At 70.7% G+C, this 22,759-nt stretch carries 22 protein-coding genes, 1 tRNA gene and 1 other annotated feature; of the genes, 12 read left to right on the plus strand and 11 right to left on the minus strand.

Going from position 1 to position 22,759, the window contains the following annotated elements; all coding sequences use genetic code 11:
* Positions 1 to 58 precede the first annotated feature (58 nt).
* Positions 59 to 1,378, minus strand: coding sequence for a DUF4032 domain-containing protein (locus H516_RS0111660; protein WP_022889893.1), 1,320 nt, complete (start codon positions 1,376 to 1,378; stop codon positions 59 to 61).
* A 109-nt stretch (positions 1,379 to 1,487) separates the two neighbouring features.
* Positions 1,488 to 2,588, minus strand: a complete 1,101-nt coding sequence (locus tag H516_RS0111665) for an ABC transporter ATP-binding protein (RefSeq protein ID WP_022889894.1) — start codon at positions 2,586 to 2,588, stop codon at positions 1,488 to 1,490.
* Positions 2,589 to 2,871: 283 nt separating this feature from the next.
* Between H516_RS0111665 and H516_RS0111670 the strand changes: the two genes are divergently transcribed.
* The 3 genes from H516_RS0111670 to H516_RS19820 all read left to right on the plus strand — a co-directional run bounded on the left by H516_RS0111670 (position 2,872) and on the right by H516_RS19820 (position 5,038).
* Positions 2,872 to 3,798 (plus strand): DsbA family protein, encoded by a 927-nt coding sequence (locus H516_RS0111670; protein WP_022889895.1) that lies wholly within the window; start codon positions 2,872 to 2,874, stop codon positions 3,796 to 3,798.
* Between the two features lie 92 nt (positions 3,799 to 3,890).
* A tRNA-Thr gene (locus H516_RS0111675) sits at positions 3,891 to 3,963 on the plus strand.
* 1 nt (position 3,964) lies between these two features.
* Positions 3,965 to 5,038, plus strand: coding sequence for a DMT family transporter (locus H516_RS19820; RefSeq protein ID WP_022889896.1), 1,074 nt, complete (start codon positions 3,965 to 3,967; stop codon positions 5,036 to 5,038).
* On the opposite strand, the gene H516_RS0111685 is transcribed toward H516_RS19820, so the two are convergent.
* Together H516_RS0111685 and msrB are read right to left on the minus strand one after the other, a co-directional pair.
* The gene (locus tag H516_RS0111685) at positions 5,022 to 5,570 is read right to left on the minus strand and encodes a nitroreductase family protein (RefSeq protein WP_022889897.1); all 549 of its coding nucleotides are present in this window, start codon (positions 5,568 to 5,570) and stop codon (positions 5,022 to 5,024) included. The genes H516_RS19820 and H516_RS0111685 overlap by 17 nt on opposite strands.
* A gap of 1 nt (position 5,571) precedes the next feature.
* Positions 5,572 to 5,973 (minus strand): peptide-methionine (R)-S-oxide reductase MsrB, encoded by a 402-nt coding sequence (msrB, locus tag H516_RS0111690; RefSeq protein ID WP_022889898.1) that lies wholly within the window; start codon positions 5,971 to 5,973, stop codon positions 5,572 to 5,574.
* Between the two features lie 205 nt (positions 5,974 to 6,178).
* Between msrB and H516_RS0111695 the strand changes: the two genes are divergently transcribed.
* The 5 genes from H516_RS0111695 (at position 6,179) to groL (ending at position 10,374) form a co-directional block, all read left to right on the plus strand.
* Positions 6,179 to 6,475 carry a DUF3263 domain-containing protein gene (locus H516_RS0111695; protein ID WP_022889899.1) on the plus strand — a complete coding sequence of 99 codons (297 nt, stop codon included), beginning with the start codon at positions 6,179 to 6,181 and terminating at the stop codon, positions 6,473 to 6,475.
* A 27-nt stretch (positions 6,476 to 6,502) separates the two neighbouring features.
* Positions 6,503 to 7,048 carry a LytR C-terminal domain-containing protein gene (locus tag H516_RS0111700; RefSeq protein ID WP_022889900.1) on the plus strand — a complete coding sequence of 182 codons (546 nt, stop codon included), beginning with the start codon at positions 6,503 to 6,505 and terminating at the stop codon, positions 7,046 to 7,048.
* A gap of 203 nt (positions 7,049 to 7,251) precedes the next feature.
* On the plus strand, positions 7,252 to 7,455 hold the full coding sequence (locus tag H516_RS0111705; RefSeq protein WP_022889901.1) for a cold-shock protein: 204 nt from the start codon (positions 7,252 to 7,254) through the stop codon (positions 7,453 to 7,455).
* 102 nt (positions 7,456 to 7,557) lie between these two features.
* Positions 7,558 to 8,601 (plus strand): DUF3048 domain-containing protein, encoded by a 1,044-nt coding sequence (locus H516_RS0111710; RefSeq protein WP_022889902.1) that lies wholly within the window; start codon positions 7,558 to 7,560, stop codon positions 8,599 to 8,601.
* A gap of 153 nt (positions 8,602 to 8,754) precedes the next feature.
* Complete coding sequence (gene groL, locus H516_RS0111715) at positions 8,755 to 10,374, plus strand: chaperonin GroEL (protein ID WP_022889903.1); 1,620 nt, start codon at positions 8,755 to 8,757, stop codon at positions 10,372 to 10,374.
* 448 nt (positions 10,375 to 10,822) lie between these two features.
* Positions 10,823 to 10,954: a sequence feature (AL1L pseudoknot), on the minus strand.
* A gap of 353 nt (positions 10,955 to 11,307) precedes the next feature.
* Here groL and H516_RS0111730 read toward each other — a convergent pair.
* From H516_RS0111730 to H516_RS0111745, 4 genes are all read right to left on the minus strand, one after another.
* Complete coding sequence (locus H516_RS0111730) at positions 11,308 to 11,598, minus strand: WXG100 family type VII secretion target (RefSeq protein WP_022889905.1); 291 nt, start codon at positions 11,596 to 11,598, stop codon at positions 11,308 to 11,310.
* 124 nt (positions 11,599 to 11,722) lie between these two features.
* Positions 11,723 to 13,579 (minus strand): sensor histidine kinase, encoded by a 1,857-nt coding sequence (locus tag H516_RS0111735; RefSeq protein ID WP_022889906.1) that lies wholly within the window; start codon positions 13,577 to 13,579, stop codon positions 11,723 to 11,725.
* A gap of 31 nt (positions 13,580 to 13,610) precedes the next feature.
* Positions 13,611 to 14,306 carry a response regulator transcription factor gene (locus H516_RS0111740; protein ID WP_022889907.1) on the minus strand — a complete coding sequence of 232 codons (696 nt, stop codon included), beginning with the start codon at positions 14,304 to 14,306 and terminating at the stop codon, positions 13,611 to 13,613.
* A gap of 55 nt (positions 14,307 to 14,361) precedes the next feature.
* Positions 14,362 to 15,033 carry a helix-turn-helix transcriptional regulator gene (locus H516_RS0111745; protein WP_022889908.1) on the minus strand — a complete coding sequence of 224 codons (672 nt, stop codon included), beginning with the start codon at positions 15,031 to 15,033 and terminating at the stop codon, positions 14,362 to 14,364.
* Between the two features lie 84 nt (positions 15,034 to 15,117).
* Between H516_RS0111745 and folE the strand changes: the two genes are divergently transcribed.
* From folE to H516_RS0111765, 4 genes are read left to right on the plus strand one after another with little or no spacing between them, the layout of a single operon-like run.
* Positions 15,118 to 15,780, plus strand: coding sequence for a GTP cyclohydrolase I FolE (gene folE, locus H516_RS19825; RefSeq protein ID WP_022889909.1), 663 nt, complete (start codon positions 15,118 to 15,120; stop codon positions 15,778 to 15,780).
* 1 nt (position 15,781) lies between these two features.
* The gene (locus H516_RS0111755; RefSeq protein WP_022889910.1) at positions 15,782 to 17,026 is read left to right on the plus strand and encodes an NAD(P)/FAD-dependent oxidoreductase; all 1,245 of its coding nucleotides are present in this window, start codon (positions 15,782 to 15,784) and stop codon (positions 17,024 to 17,026) included.
* Complete coding sequence (gene folP / locus H516_RS0111760) at positions 17,023 to 17,949, plus strand: dihydropteroate synthase (RefSeq protein ID WP_022889911.1); 927 nt, start codon at positions 17,023 to 17,025, stop codon at positions 17,947 to 17,949. Before H516_RS0111755 ends, folP begins: the two co-directional genes overlap by 4 nt.
* Positions 17,946 to 18,698 (plus strand): pyrimidine reductase family protein, encoded by a 753-nt coding sequence (locus H516_RS0111765; RefSeq protein ID WP_022889912.1) that lies wholly within the window; start codon positions 17,946 to 17,948, stop codon positions 18,696 to 18,698. Before folP ends, H516_RS0111765 begins: the two co-directional genes overlap by 4 nt.
* Before the next feature lie 148 nt (positions 18,699 to 18,846).
* Here H516_RS0111765 and H516_RS0111770 read toward each other — a convergent pair whose 3' ends face one another.
* Genes H516_RS0111770 through H516_RS0111780 form a run of 3 tightly spaced genes read right to left on the minus strand, consistent with a single transcriptional unit; the run spans position 18,847 to position 22,691 of the window.
* Positions 18,847 to 20,493, minus strand: coding sequence for a DNA repair helicase XPB (locus H516_RS0111770; protein WP_022889913.1), 1,647 nt, complete (start codon positions 20,491 to 20,493; stop codon positions 18,847 to 18,849).
* 44 nt (positions 20,494 to 20,537) lie between these two features.
* Positions 20,538 to 22,406, minus strand: a complete 1,869-nt coding sequence (locus H516_RS0111775) for a helicase-associated domain-containing protein (RefSeq protein ID WP_022889914.1) — start codon at positions 22,404 to 22,406, stop codon at positions 20,538 to 20,540.
* 9 nt (positions 22,407 to 22,415) lie between these two features.
* Entirely contained in the window at positions 22,416 to 22,691 is a 276-nt protein-coding gene (locus H516_RS0111780) for a hypothetical protein (protein WP_022889915.1), read from the minus strand.
* Positions 22,692 to 22,759 lie beyond the last annotated feature (68 nt).

Here is a 22,759-nt window from a genome sequence, read left to right on the forward strand (position 1 = left end):
CACCCTCGAACGGCACGATGCCCGGGAAAACTCCTGAGAAACGCGATGTGGAGCAGGTTCAGACCTTCAGACGCCAGTCGTCCTCGTCGTCGGGGTCGATCGCGCTGATCGCCGCAGTCTCGGTCGGCACGACCTCGATCGCCGCGGTCAGCGAGCCGGTCGGCGGGTCGATCATGGTCGCCTCGTCGCGGCGGTGGCGGAGCACGGTGTTGATGTACGAGGACACGGCCTCGGCGAGCGGGATGTCGTGGCCGGCCTGCTGCGCCATGAACCAGCGGTGGTCGAGCAGCTGGTGGAACACCTCGGCCGGCTCGAGCTTGCCCCGCAGCTCGCGAGGGATCGCGCGCACCACCGGCTCGAACACGCGCATGAGCCACTCGTGCGCGACCATCTCCTCGTCGAGCTCGCCCTTGCCGTACGCGGCGCGGTACGAGTCGAGGTCGTTGAGCAAGCGCCGGGCCTGGTTCTCGCCGGCGTCGAGGCCGGTGAGCCGCAGGAGCCGGCGCTGGTGGTGGCCGGCATCGACGACCTTCGGCTGGATCCGCACGGTCGTGCCCGAGGCATCCGTCTTGATCGCGAGCTCTTCGATGTCGAAGCCGAGTTCGTTGAGCCGGTTGACGCGCTCGTTGATGCGCCAGCGCTCGGCCGAGGAGAACGACTCGGAGCCGGTGAGCTCGGTCCAGAGGCTGCGGTACGCCTCGACGATGCCGTTCGAGATGCGCACCGGGTCGAGCTCGTCGGCCACCTTGCCGCCGGCCTCCAGATCGAGGAGTTCGCCGGCGATGTTCACCCGCGCGATCTCGAGGTCGTTCTCGCGCTGCCCGTTCGAGAGCCCGCCCTCGTAGAGCTTGCCGGTCTCGGCGTCGACGAGGTATGCGGCGAAGGCGCCCGCGTCGCGGCGGAACAGCGTGTTCGAGAGCGACACGTCACCCCAGAAGAAGCCGACGATGTGCAGGCGCACGAGCAGCACCGCGAGCGCGTCGACGAGGCGGGTCGCGGTGTCGGGTCGCAACGTCTGGGAGAACAGCGCGCGGTAGGGGAGCGAGAACCGCAGGTGACGCGTCACGAGCACGGGCTTCAGCTCTTCGCCCTCGTCGTCGCTGCGGTTCGTGATGACGGCGACCGGCTCGACGCAGGGGATCTCGAGGCGCTGGAGCGTGCGCAGCATCTCGTACTCGCCCTTCGCCATCTCGGCGGTCGTCTCCTTGATGGCGACGACGTGACCGCCGAGGTGGGCGAAGCGCACGAGGTGGCGGGAGATGCCCTTCGGGAGCGCGGCGATCGCGTCGCTCGGCCACGACTCGAGCGGGAGGTGCCACGGCAGGTCGAGGAGGGCCGGGTCGGCCATGGCCGAGGTGATCGAGAGGGAACCGCTCATGGGTCGATCCTTCCAGAAGAGGTGCGGATGCCACGGGGCCGCCCCCGGAAGACGGCGATGCCGGCCGGGCGAACCGCCCGACCGGCATCGATCGTCATGAGGCGCGAGGTCAGCTGACGACGGCCTTGTTGCCGAGGCGGTCGCCCGACTCGGCGTCGAAGAGGTGCACGTGGTTCGGCGTCGCGGTGAGGTACACCCGGTCGCCGGCGTTCGGGTGCGCGCGGCCGTCGACGCGGGCGACGATGTCGGTGCGCTTGCCCTCGACCGTCGAGTGGCCGTAGAGATAGCCGTCGGCGCCGAGCTCCTCGACGAGGTCGACGTCGACCGCGAGGCCCTCGCCCTCGTGAGGCGACACGACGATGTCCTCGGGGCGCACGCCGATCGTGGCGATCTTGCCGCTGGTCTCGGCGAGCGTCTCGCGGTCGACCGGGACGGTGGCCGTGCCGAACTTGATTCCGTCGTCGACGAGTTCTGCGTGGAACAGGTTCATCGCGGGCGAACCGATGAAGCCGGCGACGAAGACGTTCTGCGGCTTCTCGTAGAGGTCGCGGGGGGTACCGACCTGCTGGAGCAGGCCGTCCTTCAGCACGGCGATGCGGTCGCCCATGGTGAGCGCCTCGGTCTGGTCGTGCGTGACGTAGACGGTGGTGACGCCGAGGCGGCGCTGGAGCGACGCGATCTGGGTGCGGGTCTGCACGCGGAGCTTCGCATCGAGGTTCGAGAGCGGCTCGTCCATGAGGAAGACCTGGGGCTGGCGCACGATGGCGCGGCCCATGGCGACGCGCTGACGCTGACCGCCCGAGAGCGCCTTCGGCTTGCGCGAGAGGTAGGGCTCGAGGTCGAGGAGCTTCGCGGCCTCGAGGACCCGGGCGGCGCGCTCCTCTTTGCCGACGCCGGCGATCTTGAGCGCGAAGCCCATGTTCTCGGCGACCGTCATGTGCGGGTACAGCGCGTAGTTCTGGAAGACCATCGCGATGTCGCGGTCTTTCGGGGGCACATCGGTGACGTTGCGGTCGCCGATGAAGATGTTGCCGTCGTTGACCTCTTCGAGGCCCGCGAGCATGCGGAGCGACGTGGACTTGCCGCAACCCGACGGGCCGACGAGCACCAGGAACTCGCCGTCGGCGATCTCGAGGTCGAGCTGGTCGACCGCGGGGCGGGTGCCGCCCGGGTACAGGCGGGTGGCCTTGTCGAACGTGACTGACGCCATGGTTCTTTCTCTCCTTCACCGGCAGGTACGTGCCGGACGATCCGTAGTGAATGGAAGCGCGTCGACGTCGACGCCTCATCAGTATCGCACGCGCGGGCAGGGCTCCCGACCACGGTGCGGATGCCACGGCCCCGGCCCCGGGGCATCCTCTCGCTGCCGTGGCGTGAACCGGCGGAGAGCGCATTCAGCGCCCGTTTGGGTGATTCCCAGCCATCGTCCCTACTATCGTCATTGCGTGCGCCTGCACTCGCGCGCGCCCACACAGCGACCGGAGTGACCATCGATGAGCAACGGCGGATCGAACCAGCCACGCCCCACCCGTAACGAGCAGCGCGAAGCCGCGCGCGAGAAGGCCAGGGAGCTGCGCGTCGCGCAGAAGAAGCGGGAGCGTCGCAACAAGTTCCTGCTCGTCGGCGGCGTCACCGTCGCCGTGGTGCTCGTGATCGGCCTCGTCATCGGCGTCGTGGTGCAGAACATGAAGCCCGCCGGGCCGGGCCCCGCCAACATGGCGAGCAACGGAATCCTCCTCACCGGAGTGGACGGCGCGATGACGCCCGTCGAGACGAAGTCGCTCGACGCCGACGCCGACCCGATCCCGACCGAGCAGGACGACAGCGGCACGGTCGCGAACATCGTGGTCTACGTCGACTACCTCTGCCCCTTCTGCGGCCAGTTCGAGACGACGAACGGCGAGGCGATCCGCACGATGGTCGAGCAGGGCGCGGCCACCCTCGAGACCCACCCCCTCGCCATCCTCACGAACAAGTCGGCGGGCACCCAGTACTCGCTCCGCGCGGCGAACGCCGCGGCCTGCGTGGCCGACACCTCGCCCGAGTCGTTCTTCGACTTCAACGCGCTGCTCTTCGCGAACCAGCCGGAGGAGGGCTCGACCGGTCTCACGAACGACGAGATCAAGGGCTTCGTGACGGAGGCCGGTGCCTCCTCGGTCGGCACCATCGAGAACTGCATCGACTCGAAGGAGTTCTACGGCTGGGTGAACAACGCGACCGAGCGGGCGCTGACCCAGCCGGTGCCGAACTCCGACCTCCCGTCGATCAAGGGCACCCCGACGGTGCTTGTGAACGGCAAGCAGTACGTCGGATCGCTCACCGACCCGGCCGAGTTCCAGTCGTTCGTGCTGCAGGCGACCGGTGAGGCGTTCTCGGAGTCGACCTCGACCCCGACGCCCACCCCGACGCCCGCGTCGTAGCCGAGGCATCCGAGGAGGGCCGGGCGTCCGCGCCGGGCCCTCCTCGTCGGTGCAGCCCCGGGTAGGATGACCCAGCGGGGCATCCGCCCTCTGCCGGCTTGGCGCAATTGGTAGCGCACCGCTCTTGTAAAGCGGGGGTTACGGGTTCGAGTCCCGTAGCCGGCTCTTGACCGAAGAACCCACCGGCGCACCGTCGAACGCCGAATCGCAGCGCCCCGACCGTCGCCACGCCCACACCCACCAGCATGCCGAGCGCACGCGGATGCCGCTCTGGATCGCGGTCGCGCTCGCGACCGTGTTCGGCGCCTTCACCGCGCTCCAGTCGCGCATCAACGGGCAGCTCGCGGCCGAACTCGACGACCCGTACACGGCGGCGGCGATCTCGTTCGGCTCGGGGCTCGTCATCCTCGTGGTCTCACTCGGGGGGTGGCGGCCGGGGCGGGCAGGCGTCGGGCGGGTCGTCGCGGGCCTTCGCGCCGGGCGCCTCGCGTGGTGGATGGTGCTCGGCGGGCTCGCCGGCGCCTGGTTCGTCGTCACCCAGGGGCTCTCGGCCGGAGTGCTCGGCGTCGCCATGTTCACGGTCGCGATCGTCGCGGGTCAGACCATCGGCGGCATCGTCTTCGACCTGATCGGGCTCGGCCCCGGCGGACGCCGGCCGCTCACCCCGATGCGCCTGCTCGGTGCACTGCTCGCGCTCCTCGCGATCGGCTGGGCGGTGTCGGCGCAGCTCGCGCACGACGTGCCGCTTCCCGTCATGCTGTTCCCGTTCGTCGCCGGACTCGGCGTCGGATGGCAGCAGGCCGTCAACGGGCGGGTGAAGGCCGAGGCGGGAAGCGCGCTGACCGCGGCATTCGGCAACTTCCTCGTCGGCACGGTCGCGCTCGTGATCGTCATGCTCGGGCACGCCGCGATCACGGGGTGGCCCGATCGGCTGCCGACGGAGCCGTGGCTCTACCTCGGCGGCGCGATCGGCTGCATCTTCATCGCCGGCCAGGCGCTCGTCGTCCGCTCCATCGGCGTGCTGCTGCTCGCGCTCTGCGGCGTCGCCGGCCAGCTCGCGGGGGCGCTCGCCCTCGACCTGCTGCTGCCCACCGGCCGCCCAGTCGACGGCGCCACGATCGGCGGCACCGTGCTCGCCGTCGTCGCGGTCGCCGTCGCGTCGATCCGCTGGTCGCGCCACCGGCACCGAGCCGCCGGGCCGGGCGACGGCGTCGCGGTCGCCGTCAGTCGATCGAGCTGAATCGCGGCGCCGGCCGTTCCGCCGGCCGCCCCGGGCGTCCGCCGTCGGGTCGCCCGCCGACGTAGAGCCACCCGAGCAGCTGCTCGCCGGGGGCGAGCCCGTGCATCTCGGCGACGGCCGGATGCCTCGTGAACGGCCCGGTGCGCCACATGACTCCCCAGCCGGCCTCGTCCAGGAGCAGGCTCAAGAGGTGGCCGACGCCGGCGGCGGCGACGAGCTGCTCCCACTCGGGCGCCTTCGGGTGGAACCGCGGTGAGAGCACGAGGGCGAGCACGAGCGGTGCCCGCAGGGGCTTGGCGGCGAGCTTCGCGGCCGAGTCGCCCTCGAAGCCCGACGCGGCCACGAGGGCCGCGCCGAGTCGCTCGCGTGCCCCGCCCCGCAGCGCGATCGTGCGCCACGGGCGAAGGGCGGCGTGGTCGGCGACCCGCTCGGCGACGCCGAGCAGCTCGAGGAGTGCGGCGTCGTCGGGCGAGGCATCCGTCACCTTCGCTGCCGAACGCCGGGCGAGCGCCGCTTCGCGAACGGATGCCACTTCAGGACTCGGGGGTGAAGCCGAGGGCGATCGAGTTCATGCAGTAGCGGTCGCCCGTCGGCGTGCCGAATCCGTCGGGGAACACGTGCCCGAGGTGCGAACCGCAGTTCGCGCAGCGGACCTCGGTGCGGACCATGCCGAGCGTGCGGTCCTCGATGAGCTCGACCGCTTCGGGCCGCACCGACTCGTAGAAGCTCGGCCAGCCGCAGCCCGAGTCGAACTTCGTGCCGCTCTTGAAGAGCTCGGCATCGCAGGCCGCGCAGTGGTAGACCCCGGAGCGCTCCTCGTCGAGCAGTTCGCCCGTCCATGGTCGCTCGGTCGCGGCCTCGCGGAGCACCGAGTACTGCTCCTCGCCCAGCTCGGCTCGCCACTCGGCATCGCTCTTGTGCACGGGGTAGGACATGGGGTGCTCCTCTCGGGATCGCGGTCGACGGGTTCCATCGTCTCAGCTCGAACGCCGGACGGGGCGGCCGCAACGGATGCAACGCCGCGGAGCGGCCGTCTGTTCCAGTCGGCGGCACACGCCGCGACCGCTCGGCGCACTCTCGGCGGGCGTTCCCTAGGATGTGCTGCAGGTGGTGCGTCGACCGCCGGGAGCGGAGGAACGGATGAGCGCGGAGCGCATGCCGGACCGGCCAGACGCCGTCGATCTCGACGATCGCCAGCTCCGGGTGCTCGCCTTCGAGGCGCGCGCCTGGCAGCAGCCCGCCCGCAAGGCCGAGGCGATCCGCGACGAGTTCGACATCTCGGCGGCCCGCTACTATCGGATTCTTGGCGAGCTCATCGACTCGCCGGCGGCGCTCCGCCACGATCCGATGCTCGTCAAGCGGCTTCAGCGGATGCGTTCGGCGCGCCGGGCGGCGCGCTCCAGCCGTTCGATTCCCCTCGGCCGACCGCTCGCCTGAGCCCGGCCCCGACCCGATCTGGATCACATGGCGCAGAAGTTCCCCCGCGATCGCTTCGACACGATCCCGCACGGCATCGACCGCGTCGGCGCCCACCGCGCGCCCGCCCGTCGAGGAGCGCGATGGATCAGGTTCGGCTGGGCCGCGCTCGCGACCGTCGTGCTCGCCGGAGTCGGCATCGCGGGGGTCATGGTCTTCAACGAACGTCTGAACGCCGCGAACGGTCCCGATCCGGTTGCCACGCCGGCGCCGACGCAGACCGCGGAGCCGACCATCTCGGCCGAGGTGAAGGTGACCGTGCTGAACGGCACCGGCACCGCCGGACTCGCGGCCAAGGCCGCCGAGACGCTCACGGCCGGAGGGGTCCCGGTGGACGCCACCACCAACGCGAGCGAGAACGACCTCACCGAGACGGTGGTCTACTACGCCACACCCGATCTCGAGGGTGCCGCGCGCGGCGTCGCGACCTTGCTGCCCGAGGCCGACGTACGCCTCTCCGAGACCTTCGCCGAGACGGGCACGCCGCTCGTGCTCGTGCTCGGTTCCGACTACGCGGAGGCCACCGCCGGCTGACCCGGTCGAATCGTTGCCATTCTGCGACCATTCGTGACGTGCACCCCCTTGCGTCCGGACGGCGCGGTGTGACTATCTGGAGTTGGTCGCCCGAGCCCGTGTGCACGTCCGGCACCTCAGGTGCCTCGTTCGCCCGTGTCGAGGCGACCCGGTACAGGCGACAGGCAGGTGCTGATCCACACACCGCAACATGGGAGCAACGAATGGCGAACGGAACCGTCAAGTGGTTCAACGCTGAAAAGGGATACGGGTTCATCACCGTCGACGGGGACGGCCAAGACGTCTTCGTCCACTACTCCGCCATCGACATGGCCGGGTACAAGGTGCTCGAAGAGGGACAGCAGGTCGTCTTCGAGGTCGGCACGGGGTCGAAGGGACCGCAGGCCGAAGCCGTTCGTCCCGCCTGAGCACACGCGAATTCCGAACGCGCCGTCGTCCCTCCGACGGCGCGTTCGGCGTGTCCGAATCGATCGTCGTCGAAGCCGCCCGTACGTCACTAGCATGTGGCTATGGTCACCGGGGTCCGAGCGACCTGGCGACCGCGGGGGGCCGCCTTCGTCGCCATCGCTGCTGCGGCGCTGCTCGTCGCCGGCTGCGGGCAGGCCCCGCCCGAACCGACGCCGAGCGCCGAGCGCCGAGCGGTCGGCACCTCGCAACCGCTCGCCGTGGCGTTCTCCCCGCTCAGAGGCACGCCGACGGACCCGACCGCCCCGGAGCATCCCTCGCTCGCCGCCAAGATCGACAACCACGAGGACGCGCGGCCGCAGATCGCGCTGAATCGCACCGACCTCGTGTTCGAAGAACTCGTGGAGGGCGGCCTCACCCGCTACCTCGCGGTCTGGCACTCCGACATTCCGCCCGAGGTCGGACCTGTGCGGTCCATCCGTCCGATGGACCCCGACATCGCCTCGCCGCTCGGGGGAGTGATCGCCTACTCGGGTGGGCAGGATCAGTTCGTCGCGATGATGATGGCGACCCCGCTCGTCAACGTCGTCTTCGACCTCGACGAGACCGGCCTCTTCTCCCGCGCCGACGAGCGACCGGGCCCGCACGACGTGATCCTCGACGCCCGCGAGACCATGGCGCGCAATGCCGGGGTCTCGCCGCCGCCCGTGCAGTTCGAGTACGGCACCGCCGATCCGCTCTCCGACCCCGCGCTCGCCGCGGCGCCGACCTCGCGCATCGCACTGGTCTTCGCTGAGGGGCGTTCGCCGAGCTGGGACTGGGATGCGGGTTCCTCGTCTTGGCTGCGCTCGCAGGAGGGGGTTGCGGACGTCGAGGAGGGCAGCGCGCGAGTGCGGGCGACGAACGTGGTGACGCTCGAGGTCGGGATCGACTGGCGGTACGGCGAGGTGCCGAAGACCGTGCTCATCGGTTCGGGGAAGGCCTGGGTGTCGGCCGGTGGGCGCACCGCGCGCGGCACGTGGACGAAGGACGCGGCGAGCTCGCCGATCGTTCTCACGGCTGACGACGGTTCGTCGCTCCGGCTCGCACCCGGCAGCACCTGGATCGAACTCGTGCCCCAGAGCGGCACGGCGACGTTCGCCCCCTGACGGGGGCGGCGATGTTCGCGCTCGGCGTGCGCCGGGGCCGTCGCGCTCGCTTGCACTCGTGGCGGTCGAGTGCCAGAATCGTTTTAGCACTCAGGTGATTTGAGTGCTAATCACGAATCTTTGAAGACGTCCGAGAAGGGGCGAGAAACACACATGGCAAAGATCATTGCTTTCGATGAGGAGGCCCGCCGCGGCCTCGAGCGTGGCCTCAACACGCTCGCCGACGCCGTCAAGGTGACCCTCGGCCCGCGCGGTCGCAACGTCGTGCTCGAGAAGAAGTGGGGCGCCCCCACGATCACGAACGACGGCGTGTCGATCGCCAAGGAGATCGAGCTCGACGACCCGTTCGAGAAGATCGGCGCCGAGCTCGTCAAGGAGGTCGCCAAGAAGACCGACGACGTCGCCGGTGACGGCACCACGACCTCGGTCGTGCTCGCCCAGGCGCTCGTTCGCGAGGGTCTCCGCAACGTCGCCGCAGGCGCCGACCCCATCTCGCTGAAGCGCGGCATCGAGAAGGCCGTGCAGGCCGTCGAGGCCGAGCTCCTCGCGAACGCGAAGGACGTCGAGACGAAGGAGGAGATCGCCGCCACGGCCTCGATCTCGGCCGCCGACGAGCAGATCGGCGCGCTCATCGCCGAGGCGATCGACAAGGTCGGCAAGGAGGGCGTCGTCACCGTCGAGGAGTCGAACACCTTCGGCACCGAGCTCGAGCTCACCGAGGGCATGCGCTTCGACAAGGGCTACCTGTCGGCGTACTTCGTCACCGACCCCGAGCGCCAGGAGGCGGTCTTCGAAGACCCCTACATCCTGATCGTCAACGGCAAGGTCTCGAACATCAAGGACCTGCTGCCCATCGTCGACAAGGTGATCCAGACCGGCAAGCAGCTGCTCATCATCGCGGAAGACGTCGACGGCGAGGCGCTCGCGACCCTGATCGTCAACAAGATCCGGGGCATCTTCAAGTCGGTCGCCGTCAAGGCCCCCGGCTTCGGCGACCGTCGCAAGGCGCAGCTCCAGGACATCGCGATCCTCACCGGCGGCCAGGTCATCTCCGAGGAGGTCGGCCTCAAGCTCGAGAACGTCACCCTCGACCTGCTCGGTCAGGCCCGCAAGGTCATCATCACCAAGGACGAGACGACCATCGTCGAGGGTGCCGGTGACGAGGAGGCCATCGCAGGCCGCGTCGCGCAGATCCGCAAGGAGATCGACAACACCGACTCCGACTACGACCGCGAGAAGCTCCAGGAGCGCCTCGCCAAGCTCGCCGGCGGCGTCGCCGTCATCAAGGCGGGTGCGGCCACCGAGGTCGAGCTCAAGGAGCGCAAGCACCGCATCGAAGACGCGGTCCGCAACGCGAAGGCCGCCGTCGAGGAGGGCATCGTCGCCGGTGGTGGCGTCGCGCTCATCCAGGCCGGCAAGACCGCCTTCGAGAAGCTCGAGGTCTCGGGCGACGAGGCGACCGGTGCGAACATCGTGCGCGTCGCGATCGACGCCCCGCTCAAGCAGATCGCCCTCAACGCCGGCCTCGAGCCGGGCGTCGTGGTCGACCGCGTCCGCAACCTCCCGGTCGGCCAGGGCCTCAACGCCGCGACCGGCGAGTACGTCGACATGCTCGCCGCAGGCATCAACGACCCGGTGAAGGTCACCCGCTCGGCGCTGCTCAACGCGGCCTCGATCGCCGGCCTCTTCCTCACCACCGAGGCCGTCGTCGCCGACAAGCCCGAGAAGAACCCGGCTCCGGTCGGCGACCCCACGGGTGGCATGGACTTCTAAGCAGGTCCGCGACACACGAATCGCGCGAAGGGCGCCTCCTCCGGGAGGCGCCCTTCGTCGTCCGGAGCAGCTGCACCTCGTGCGGCGCGCCACCCGCCCCGTCGCTCGAAGCCCGCTGCACGAGCGCCCCGCGGTGCTAGACAGTATGTAGTGGCCCTCTTCTGGTGAGAGGGTCGCGGGACGGGGCCTCGCTCACACATGCTCGTGGGTTACCGGGCAGAGGATGGTCTGCCCGGCCTATCCGACAGTTTGAACCGGCCGGGGACCGCTCGACGCGATCACGGCCGATGTCATGCCCGGCCCGACGAGCAGCCTTCCAGAGCTTGCGGCGCCCGTGGAGGCGCCGGTTCGCGACCCACACGTCGAACAACACATTCGCCGTGTACGCGTCCTCGAGGTCGCGTACGGTCGGCCCGAACCCGCGGCGGGCATACGCGTAGTACGTCGATGGGGCGATCCCGTGGCCGTGCTCGTTCAGCACGGCCAGGATCGGCTCGACCCCGAACTCGTCCGCGTGCTGGCAGACGAAATCAATCACTGTCCGAGTTTGCGGTCGAGCTCCGCTGCCGCGTAAAACGCTGACGCGGTCTTCAGGATCTCGTTCGCGCGCCGCAGCCGGGCGACCTCACGACCCTCCGAGAAACCCAGGCCGGTTCAGACTGACCGCGCGTCGCAACGACACGCTCACCAACCAGTCAGAACGCGAAGCAAGAGGCGCCGCCCGGGCTATTCCCGGACGGCGCCTCGCCATGCCCTCTTGACAAGAAGGCACTCAATATCAGGTGACGAGCGCGAGCACCTCGTCTTCGCAACTGCTCATCGCAGCCTCCTCGCCGGGCACCGCCCAGAGCAGGCAGCACAGCAGCAATCGGTTTCACCGGTCATCGGCCCAGTCTCTCGCAGCGCGAGCCTCGCCGGTGTGCGTCCGACGGCTCAGCGCAGGAACAGTCGCGCGTTCGCCTGCTCGGCGTCGGCGTACTGCGCCGCGGCCGTGCCGAGCGCGCGGCTGAGCCCGATGAGGCTCTGCTCGACCTGAAGCTGCGTGGCACGCCAGTCGGAGACCGCCCCCTGGAACGCGCTCGAGGCCTGGCCCGACCAGGACGACTGCAACCCGGTGAGCTGCGAGAGCAGCGCCTGGACGTCGGACTGGATCCGCCCGATCGTGCCCTGCGCGGTCTGGGTGGCTGCGGCGACCTGTTCGGCGTCGACGTGGAAGCTGGTCATCGAGAATCCCTTCGTTCGGTGTGTCCACACGCTATTCGGCGTTCAGGCGCCGCAGCCCGCAGCACGGTCCGCACCGCACCGCAGCGGGCGCAGCGGTGCTGGGGAGGAGGGATCGAGCAGGCCCTCAGCCCTCGGCGATCGGCTGCGGCGCCGCCGACGACCCGGCGAGCGGCAGCATGACCCGGAAGGTCGCCCCGCCACCCGGCGTCTCGATGACGTCGACCGCGCCGTTGTGCGCCGCGACGATCGAGGAGACGATCGCGAGCCCGAGGCCGGAGCCGCCCGTCTCGCGCGTGCGCGAGGTATCGGCCCGCCAGAAGCGCTGGAAGATCTTCTCGCGGATCTGCGGCGGAATGCCCTCGCCGTGATCGACGACCTCGATCACGGCGCGCTCGGCGACATCGTCGATCGACACGCGGATCTCGAGCGGGCTGCCGTCGTTCGTGAAGCGGATCGCGTTGCCCATCAGGTTCGTGATGACCTGACGGATCTTGTTCTCCTCGGCGAGCACCACCGCGCGCCGAACGGGTTTCGGCGTCGAATCGGCGGCATGCGCGGCAGCCTGCGCTGCGGTGGCGGCCGTGCGTTCGGCGGCCTTCGCCGCGGCATCGGCACGCGCAGCCTGCGCCGCGCTCTGGCGGCCCGCGCGCTTCGCAGCCTGCGCAGCCGCGGTCGCCGCACGACGGGCGGCCTGAGCCTCCTTGCGTGCGACCGCCGCGGCCGAGGGCTCGCTGCGGGGCTGCCGGCCGCGCAGTCGCGCCAGTGTGGCGCCGGCGAACGAGATCGGGCCGGTCGCCGCCGCGCGCGCCGAGGGGTCGAGTTCGACCTCGAGCTCGGGTGCGGCGTCGGCCGCGGCATCCGCAGCGCCCAACTCTTCGGGCGCGATCACGGTGACCGTGCGCCCAGGGTGCGCCGCCATGGTGTCGAGGGCGGCGTCGCGGGCGAGCGGCACGAGGTCGACCTCGGCGAGCTCGAGCGGCTTCGCCTCGTCGAGGCGGGCGAGGGCGAGCAGGTCTTCGACGAGGCCGCCCATGCGGATGGCCTCCTTCTCGATCCGGTCCATCGCCTGCGCCACTTCGTCGGGCGACTGCAGCGCGCCCATCCGGTAGAGCTCGGCGTAGCCGCGCACCGAGACGAGCGGGGTGCGCAGCTCGTGCGAGGCGTCGCCGACGAAACGGCGCATCTGGTCGATCGTGCGGGCACGGTCGCGGAAGGCCCGGTCGATGCGGTTGAGCATCGTGTTGAGCGAACGGTTGAGGCGGCCGACCTCGGTGTTCGGCGTCGCTCCGCCGAGCCGCTGGCTGAAGTCGCCGTCGGCGATCGCCGCCGCGGTGCGTTCGACCTCGCGAAGGGGGCCGAAGGTGCTCGTCACGAGCATGCGGGTGAGGAGAGCACCCACGAGCACGACGCCGAAGCCGAAGCCGAAGAAGATCGTGAGGTAGACGGCGAGCAGGCGCTCGGTGTCCTGCGTCGAGACGGCGATCACGATCGGCACGAGCGTGCCGTGCGAGTCTGCGGTCATCAGCGCCGCGACGGCGCGGAAGGTGGGGTCGCCGTTCGCGTCGTCGAGCGTGAACGTCTGGTAGTGCCCGCTGTTCATGGCGGTGACCTGCGCCTGGGTCATCGTCGACGGGAAGACCGGCCACTGCTCCTCGGGAACGCTCTCCCAGTTGTTGCGCTTGTACTCGCCGCTCGCGGTGTAGATCGCGACGAACACGTCGTCCTTCGACGAGAAGTCGAGCTGGTTGAGATTCGTCTGCACCCGGGGCTTGTCGCTGTCGATCTCGAAGTACTGCTTCATCGATCCCGACGCGATCGCCTCGAGCTTCGACCCCATCTGGTCCTCGACGTAGGAGCGCAGCATCGCGGCCGTGCCGATGCCCGAGACGAGCAGCCCGAGCGTCAGCATCAGCACCGTCACCCCGGTGATCTTGGTGCGGAGCGAGATGCGGTTCCACCGCTCGAACAACGTCTGATTCATGGCGGGCCGAGTCTAGGCGGCGGAACCTGAGTCAGGGCTTGGAGGAGGACTTGAGCATGTACCCGAACCCCCGCTTGGTCTGGATCAGCGGTTCGGCGGAGTGCTGGTCGAGCTTGCGGCGCAAGTACGAGATGTAGCTCTCGACGATGCCGGCATCGCCGTTGAAGTCGTACTCCCACACGTGGTCGAGGATCTGGGCCTTCGACAGCACGCGATTCGGGTTCAGCATGAGGTAGCGCAGCAGCTTGAACTCGGTGGGGGAGAGCTCGACGGGCACGTCGCCGACGAGCACCTCGTGGGTGTCCTGGTCCATCGTGAGTTCGCCGGTGCGGATCACCGCGTCTTCTTCGGCGTGCATGGTACGGCGCAGGATCGCCTTGATGCGGGCGACGATCTCGTCGAGCGAGAAGGGTTTGGTGACGTAGTCGTCGCCGCCGACCGTGAGGCCGGTGATCTTGTCCTCCGTGTCGTCCTTCGCGGTGAGGAAGAGGATGGGCGCAGTGTAGCCCGCCGAACGCAGCCGCTTGGTGACGCCGAAGCCGTTCATGTCGGGCAGCATCACGTCGAGGATGATCAGGTCGGGCTCCTCCTCGAGCACGGCCGAGATGGTCTGCGCGCCGTTGCCGACGGCGCGCACCGCGAAGCCGGCGAAGCGCAGGCTGGTGGTGAGAAGGTCGCGGATGTTGGGCTCGTCGTCGACGATGAGAATGCGAGGTCCGTCGCTCATGTCTCGATTCTCTTGACGTTCGCTGAATCTTGGCTGTGAGTCGTGTGGACGACGGTCAATTCGGTGCGGCGACGACCCGGATGCAGCAACTGCCGGCGCCGGGGTCGAGGAGCACTCGGGCGGGGTCGGCGCCGGTGGAGCGCGCCATGCCGCAGACGAGGGCATGGTTGAGATCGCAGACGACGGCGGGGTTCTCGAGGGCGAGCCGGTGAAAGGGGCAGGTGCCGAGCGTGACGCCCGATTCGCCGTCGTCGTGCGGTTCGAACCCGGCCGCGTCGAGCGCGGTGCCGAGATCGTCGGATGCCCCGGCGAGCCCTCGACCCGCCCGCTCGGCGGCCTCGTGCAGCGCTTCACGCACCGGCACGCCCTCGGCGGCCCGTGCGATCGCCTCGGCCATGACCCGGCCGCCGAGCTCGTAGAGCCGCGACGGAAGGCTCAGGCCGACCTCGTGCTCGGCCCGGCGGTAGAGTTTCGCGGGCCGCCCGGCGCCCGGGCCGGTGCGACCGGTGAGCCGACGGGACTCGGTCGTGAGCAGGCCCGCCTCGACGAGGCGGTCGAGGTGGAAGGCCGCGGTGCTCCGCGGGAGTTCGAGGGCTTCGGCGACGTGGTCGCGACCGACGGCATCACGACTGGTCGAGACGACGCGGTAGACACGGCGTCGCGCCGGGTCGGCGAGCGCGCCGAGCGCGCTGATCGCGTCGGGGTGGCCCTTCGCTGGGGTGCCCATGATCGGATCCTATCTCTAAATGCAGCAAACATTGACAAAAGAATTCCGCGGGCCTAGCCTCGGCAGCAGGGGCCGGAGGGAAGCATGACGTCGAGCGAATTCGCAGCCGAGGTACCGAGGCTCCACGCCGTCACCGCCGACGAGGCGGAGCACGCGATCGAGGTGGAGCACGCCGACGGGGAGCACGCCGTCGATCGCGAGGCGGCGGCCGAGGCGGTGCGCGCCCTGCTCGTCGCGCTCGGCCGCGATGTCGAGAGCGAGCACCTCGCCGACACGCCGCGACGGGTCGCCGAGGCGTACATCGAGATGCTGACACCCCGCCGCTTCACGCCGACCACCTTTCCTGGCGAGGGCTACGGCGAACTCGTCGTCGTCCGCGACATCCCCTTCGACTCGCTCTGCGAGCACCATCTGCTGCCGTTCCGCGGCGTCGCCCATCTCGGCTACGTCCCCGGCGGCAGGATCATCGGGCTCTCGAAGCTCGCACGGGTGGTCGAGCAGTACGCCCGCGACCTGCAGGTGCAGGAGCGGATGACCGGGCAGATCGCCGAGCGGCTCGTCGAGGTGCTCGACCCCGAGGGTGTCGGCGTGATCGTCGAGGCCGAGCATCTCTGCATGTCGCTCCGCGGTGTGCAGGTGCCGGGCACCCGCACGATCACGAGTTCGCTCGTGGGCGTCGTGCGCGATGACGCTCGGACGCGGCGCGAGTTCCTCGAGCGCTGCGGCATCGGCAGAACGGAGCAGTGAGATGAGCGCGCAACCACTCGTGATCGTCGGCGGCGGGCTCGCGGGAGCACGGGCCGCGGAGGGGGCGAGGCAGGCGGGCCACACCGGCCCGATCACGATCGTCGCCGCCGAGGACGCGATGCCGTACATCCGGCCGCCGCTGTCGAAGGAGTTCCTGACCGGTGCCGCAGAACGAGATGTCGTCGACGTGCACCCGGCCGAGTGGTACGCCGACGAGCACGTCGAGGTGTTGCGCGGGGTGCGGGCGACCGCGCTCGATCCGGGCGGTCATCGGCTCCGGCTCGCCGACGATCGCACCCTCGCGTACGCCCGGCTCCTCATCGCGACGGGGGCGAACGCGCGGCGCTGGCCGGCGCCCGAGGGCGAGCTCGCCGGGGTGCACGTCCTCCGTACCTTCGCCGACTCCGTCGCCCTCCGCGACGCGCTCTCGGGAGGCGGACGACGCATGGTCGCGATCGGAGCCGGATGGATCGGCCTCGAGGCGACCGCCGCCGCGCGCGCCTACGGCGACGAGGTCACGGTGGTCGCCCCCGAGGCGGTGCCGCTGGCCGCGGCCGTCGGCAGTGCCGTGGGCGAGGTGTTCGCCGAGCTCCACCGGACCAACGGGGTCGACCTCCGGATGTCGACGGGCGTCGCCGCTCTCCGCAGCACTGAGGGGCGGGTGACCGGGGTCGAGCTCGACACCGGCGAGACCGTACCGGCCGACCTCGTGCTCGTCGGCATCGGCGCGGTCCCCGCGACCGGCCTCGCCGACGCAGCCGGCCTCGAGGTGCAGAACGGCATCGTCGCGGATGCCTCGTTCCGCACCAGTGCCGACGATGTGTACGCCGTCGGCGACGTGGCGAGCGTCTACCACCCCGTGCTCGAGGCGCACCTGCGGACCGAGCACTGGGCCAACGCCGAGAACGCGGGCCGGGCCGCCGGCCGGGTGCTCGCGGGCGAGTCGCTCGAGTACGCCGAGATCCCCTACTTCTACACCGACCAGTACGATCTCGGCATGGAGTACTCGGGGTATGGAACCCTCGCCGACGGCGTCGACCCGGTGTTCCGCGGCGACCCGGGCGCCCGCGAATTCATCGCCTTCTGGCAGCGCGACGGGCGGGTCGTCGCCGGCATGAACGTCAACGTGTGGGACGTGAGCGACGGGGTGCAGCGGCTCATCCGCTCGGGCGCCCGGATCGATCCGGCGCGCCTGGCCGACCCGGCGGTGTCCTTCGACGAACTCGTCGCCGAGGCATCCGCGTGACCGCAGCGCCACCGCCCGGCTGGGCCGACCCGAACCTCGCTGAGCCGGTGCGCCGTATCGCCGGGCGCGAGGTCGACTTCCGGCGTTCCATCGCGATCATGGCGGTCGTGAACCGCACGCCCGACTCGTTCTACGACCGAGGAGCGACCTTCGGCCTCGACGCGGCCGTCGACGCGGCGCGCCGCGCGATCGACGCAGGGGCTGCGTGGGTCGACATCGGGGGCGCGAAGTTCGGGCCGGGCCCGGCGATCCCCGTCGTCGAGGAGATCGACCGGGTCGTGCCCGTCGTCGCCGCGCTCGCAGGCTCGGGCGCCACGCTCTCGGTCGACACCTTCCATGCCGAGGTGGCCGCCGCGGCGATCGCCGCGGGCGCCCACGTCGTCAACGACACGACCGGCGTGCACGACCCCGCGCTCGCCGACGTCGTCGCCGAATCCGAGGCGACGCTCGTCATCACGCACAGCCGGGCGGAGCCGCGCCAGTGGTTTCCGAGGCCCCGGTACGACGACGTGGTCGACGAGATCGCGGCGTTCCTGGAGGAGCGCGTCGAGCTCGCGGTCTCGCGCGGCGTGCCCGAATCCCGCATCGTGCTCGACCCGGGGCACGACCTCAACAAGAACACCCTGCAGTCGCTCGAGCTGACCCGGCGGTTCGCCGAGTTCACGCGGCTCGGCTTCCCCCTCCTCGCCGCCGTCTCGAACAAGGACTTCATCGGCGAGAGCCTCGACCGGCCCCGCGGCGAACGTCTCTCGGGCTCGATCGCGGCGGCCGTCTTCTGCGTGATCCAGGGCGCGCGCATCCTGCGCATGCACAACGTCGCCGAGTCGGTCGACGCGGCGCGCATGGTCGAGGCGATCATGGGATGGCGCGAGCCCGCCTATCTCAAGCACAACATGATCGACGGCCCGAACGAGGAGCCGTGACCGGGGCCGAGGGCGGGTCGACCGTCGCCGAACCGGCCGGCCACATCGACCGGGCCCGACTGCTGGCCGCGTACGCCCTGCCCGACCGAGTGACGTCCCGCGTCCGCATGAACTTCGTGATGAGCCTCGATGGCGCTGTGACCCTCGACGGCCGCAGCGGCGGCCTCGGCGACGACGCCGACCGGCTGGCGATGGGGGTGCTGCGCACCCTCGCCGATGTCGTGCTCGTCGGCGCAGGGACGGTACGCGCCGAAGGCTACGGCGGCCTGCGCCTGCGCGGCGAGAACGTCGCCTGGCGGCGCGAGCACGGCCTCGCCGATCAGCCCCGCCTCGCGGTCGTCTCCTCGGCGCTCGAGCTCGAACCCGCGCACCCCTTCTTCGCCGACGCGGTCACCCGCCCGATCGTCGTCACCCACGCGGCATCCGACCCGCTTCGTCGGGCGGAGCTCGCCGAGGTGGCCGACGTGCTCGTCTGCGGCGACGCGGTCGTCGACCCGCTCGCGATGCGCGAAGCGCTCGCGGCGGAGGGGCTCGCCCAGATCCTCTGCGAGGGCGGCCCGCACCTGTTCGCCGCGCTCATCGAGGTCGACGCCGTCGACGAGCTGTGCCTGAGCCTCAGCCCGCTGCTCGTCTCGGGCGACGCCGGCCGCATCACCGCGGGCGGACACGAGCACGCGCGCCGCCTGCGGCTCGTGCACGCGATCCCCGTGGGCGACCTGCTGCTCCTCCGCTACGCTCGCGCGCGCTGACCCCTCTTCTTGTTTCTCAGGAGCCGGGGCCGCTCAGACGCTGTTTCTCAGGACGCACTGGCCGAGTCGACCGCGGAGACCGGCGGATTCCCGCAGGAGTGCGGCCGATGGCGGTCTCGGCGCTCCTGAGAAACCGCTCGGCGGCGAGTCAGGCCGCGGGGTCGAGGGTGTGCGCGTCGAGGATCGTGTACGAGTACCCCTGCTCGGCGAGGAACCGCTGCCGGTTCTGCGCGAAATCCTGATCGACGGTGTCGCGCGAGACGAGCGTGTAGAAGTTGGCGCTGAGTCCCGACTCCTTCGGGCGCAGCAGCCGGCCGAGGCGCTGGGCCTCCTCCTGCCGCGAGCCGAACGAGCCCGACACCTGGATGGCGACCGTCGCCTCGGGCAGGTCGACCGAGAAGTTCGCGACCTTCGACACCACGAGCACCGGCGTCGTGCCCTCGCGGAACTCCTGGAAGAGTCGCTCGCGCTCGTCGACGGGCGTCGAGCCGGTGAGCTTCGGGGCGTCGAGCGATTCGGCGAGCTCGTCGATCTGGTCGAGGTACTGGCCGATCACGAGGATGCGCTCGCCCGCGTGGCGGGCGACGAGCTCGCGCACGACGCCGAGCTTCGTCGGCGCGGTCGCCGCCAGCCGGTAGCGCTCGTCGTCGGCGGATGCCGCGTACGCGAGCCGCTCGGACTGCGGCAGGTCGATGCGCACCTCGAAGCATGCCGCCGGCGAGATGAACCCCTGCGCCTCGATCTCCTTCCACGGGGCGTCGAAGCGCTTGGGGCCGATGAGCGAGAATACATCGCCCTCGCGGCCGTCCTCTCGCACGAGGGTCGCGGTGAGGCCGAGCCTCCGGCGGGCCTGCAACTCGGCCGTGAGCTTGAACACCGGAGCCGGCAGCAGATGCACCTCGTCGTAGACCACGAGCCCCCAGTCGAGGGCGTCGAGCAGGGCGAGGTGGGCGTACTCGCCCTTCCGCTTCGCGGTGAGGATCTGGTAGGTCGCGATCGTGACGGGCTTGACCTCCTTCACCTGCCCCGAGTACTCGCCGATCTCGTCGGCGGAAAGGCTCGTGCGCTTCAACAACTCGTCGCGCCACTGCCGGGCGCTCACGGTGTTCGTGACGAGGATGAGGGTCGTCGTCTTCGCGGTGGCCATCGCGCCCGCGCCGACGAGGGTCTTGCCCGCGCCGCAGGGCAGCACGACGACTCCCGAGCCGCCTTCGAAGAAGTTGTCGACCGCCTTCTGCTGGTAGTCGCGCAGGTGCCAGCCCGTTTCGTCGAGCTCGATCTCGTGCGGAGTGCCCGGCGTGTAGCCGGCGAGATCCTCGGCAGGCCAGCCCAGCTTCACGAGCTCCTGCTTGAGCTGCCCCCGCGCCCACGGCTCGACGAGGAAGCTCGTGTCGCCCACGCGTTCGCCGATGAGCGGCGCGATCCTCCGGGCGCCCACGACCTCGGTGAGCACGGCCACGTCGTCGCCGTGCAGGCGGAGCTCGCCGTCGTCGGTGCGATCGATCACGAGGCGGCCGTAGCGCCCGACGGTCTCGCGCATGTCGACGGCGACTGTCTGCGGTACCGGGAATCTCGCATAGCGTTCGAGGGTGCCGAGCATGTCCTCAGCGTCGTGGCCCGCCGCGCGGGCGTTCCAGAGGCCGAGCCTCGTGATCCGATAGGTGTGCACGTGTTCGGGGGCGCGTTCGAGCTCGGCGAACACCGCGAGGTCGTGCCTGGCGTCTTCGGCGAGTGGGTGCGCGACCTCGAGCAGCACGGTTCGGTCGCTCTGCACGATGAGGGGGCCGTCTGACATAACCGTCGAGTCTACGCCCGCTTCGTGAGAGGGCGGCCGTGCGCTCAGGCGTCGGCGGGGGCTGGTGAGACGGCCGCGATGGCCGAGAGCGGCAGGGTGCGCTCGATGTCGGCCCTGCGATCGCGCGCGCGGAGCCGACCGTTCGCGACGCTCGCGGGGGCGAGGAGGTACTCGGCGGTATCGCCCCCCGGCATCCGCACCGTCACCGTGAGCGTCTCCTTCGAGCGGGCGGCGGCCTCGAGCTGGCGGGCGAGCCACGCCTGCTCGGCGTCGCCGCCGACGCTTTGCTCCTCGGCCATGCGGTCGAGCAGCGCCGCGATCGGATCGGGGGCCGGGGCGATGACCGGAGCGGGCGCCAGCCGGTGCCGCTGAAGTCGCACGATCTCGCCCGCCGCATCCTCGGCGGCGACGGGGTATTTCGCGTCGGAGAGCGCCCAGAACACCACATCGGGCCCGAACCGGGAGAGGAGCCGGTGGGTGCCGGTCTGGCGAAGGGCGAGCGAGGAGATCGACTGGTCGACGGCGAGCGTGCGGATGAGCTGCTCGTCGTCGGAGCGGATCGAGGCCCGTGCCGGCGCATCGGAGTCGGCGGCGCTCGACACGCGCACCGCCCCGAACCGCTCAGCGGCCTCGGCGACGAGATACGCGAGCGGCTGCGGGATTCCGGTGAGCGAGATCCCGCCGAGGAAGTCGAGGATGGATTCGGCCGTCTCGCCGGCGGCGAGCCCGCGATTCACCGATGCCGCGCTCACGCGATACGTCGAGGCGAGGTCGCGGGCCTCGACGTCGGCGACGCCGCGGAGCCGAGCGTCGAGGGCCGGCTCGAGCGGCCCGGGCGCGACGATCGAGAGGTCGTGCTGCAGGTACACGCGGTCGACCTGGGCCGGGAAGTGGGCGGCGATGAGGTCTGCCGCGCGCTCGAGCTCGCCCCCGAGCACGAGACGACCCGCCTCGACCGGCTCGCCCGCGACCGCGAGCCCGAGCGCCTCCGCCTCGCCGAAGAGCCGGTCGAGGCCGTCGTCGAGCCACGCCCCGCCCGCCGGGTACAGCCACCGCACGTCGTCGCGCAGGGCGGTCGCGGTCAGGGGATCGTTGCGGCGGGCCACGAGGCGGCGCAGCGCCTCGGGAATGCGATCGCGCCAGCACTCGGCGAGCCGGAGCCATCGGCCGCGGGCGGGCTCGAGCGACCAGCTCGCGCCGCGGTCGGATTCGAGCCAGAAGGCGCCGTCGCGCACGACGAGTCCGGCCTCGTCGGCGCGATGGAAGAGGCGGGGCAGCGCGTCGAGCTCGGTGCCGCTCGCCTCGGCGAGCCGCTTCGAGTCGGGCAGGGCGAGCCCGCCCTTCGCCAGTTCGCGGGCGGGTTGGGATCCGAGCGCGGCGAGCAGTTCGGACGTCGCCGTCACCGTCGCGTACGCCGCCTCGGAGGAGCTCCGTGCGAGCAGGCTCCGATCGACGGAGTCGCTCGGCACGAGCACCGGGGGTGCAGGCGCCGCGAGGTCGCCCGGGGCCGGCAGATCGTCACCGAGCCGGGGCACGAGCCGCGCGGCGACGGCGACGGGCACGTGCACCCGACTGTCTCGGCGCACCACGAGGAGGGATCGGGACAGCTCGTCGATCAGTTCGCCGGTGGCATCCGCGCGCGTGCTGGTGGCGCCGAGCGCGGCGAGCTCGCCCTGCACCGCCTCGACGGTGCTGGCGCCGGTGCCGTCGGCGAGGGTGGCCGCGACGGCGAGCACCGCGAGGCGCGGCCGGTCGAGGCGACCGATCGCCTGGTCGAGCGAGTCGGGCGCGAGGAGCGCCTCGGCGAGATCGAAGAGGTCGTGGACGCCCGCGGTCTCGAACTCGCGCGTCCGCAGTGCTGCGGCGAGGTCATCTCGCGTCAGCTCGCGGAGTCGTGCGGCGAGTTCGAGCATCGTCTCCGCTCAGCTCGATCCGGCTCGGGCTTCGCGGGAACGTCGCACGCTGTTGACGATGAGCAGCACGATCAGGAGCAGGAACGCGATCGGCAGGCCGAACCAGGGGAGCATGATGATGAACGGCCAGGCGCCGTGGCTGAAGCCGTCGTCGGCGGCGGCGCCGCTCGCGGTGCCGATCATGACCACGAAGAAGGCGACGATCGACAGCCCGACGATCGTCGCGAACATGACCGCGAGGATGCGCTCGGCGCGATGTTCGGTGATAGGGCCGGAATCGCTCACCTGTCAAGAATAGGGCAGGAGGCCTCGTTGCGGGGCACGTGACTCTAGACTGGAGGGAGAACGGCGCG

The sequence above is a fragment of the Agromyces italicus DSM 16388 genome (assembly GCF_000421545.1).
Lineage (GTDB): Bacteria > Actinomycetota > Actinomycetes > Actinomycetales > Microbacteriaceae > Agromyces > Agromyces italicus.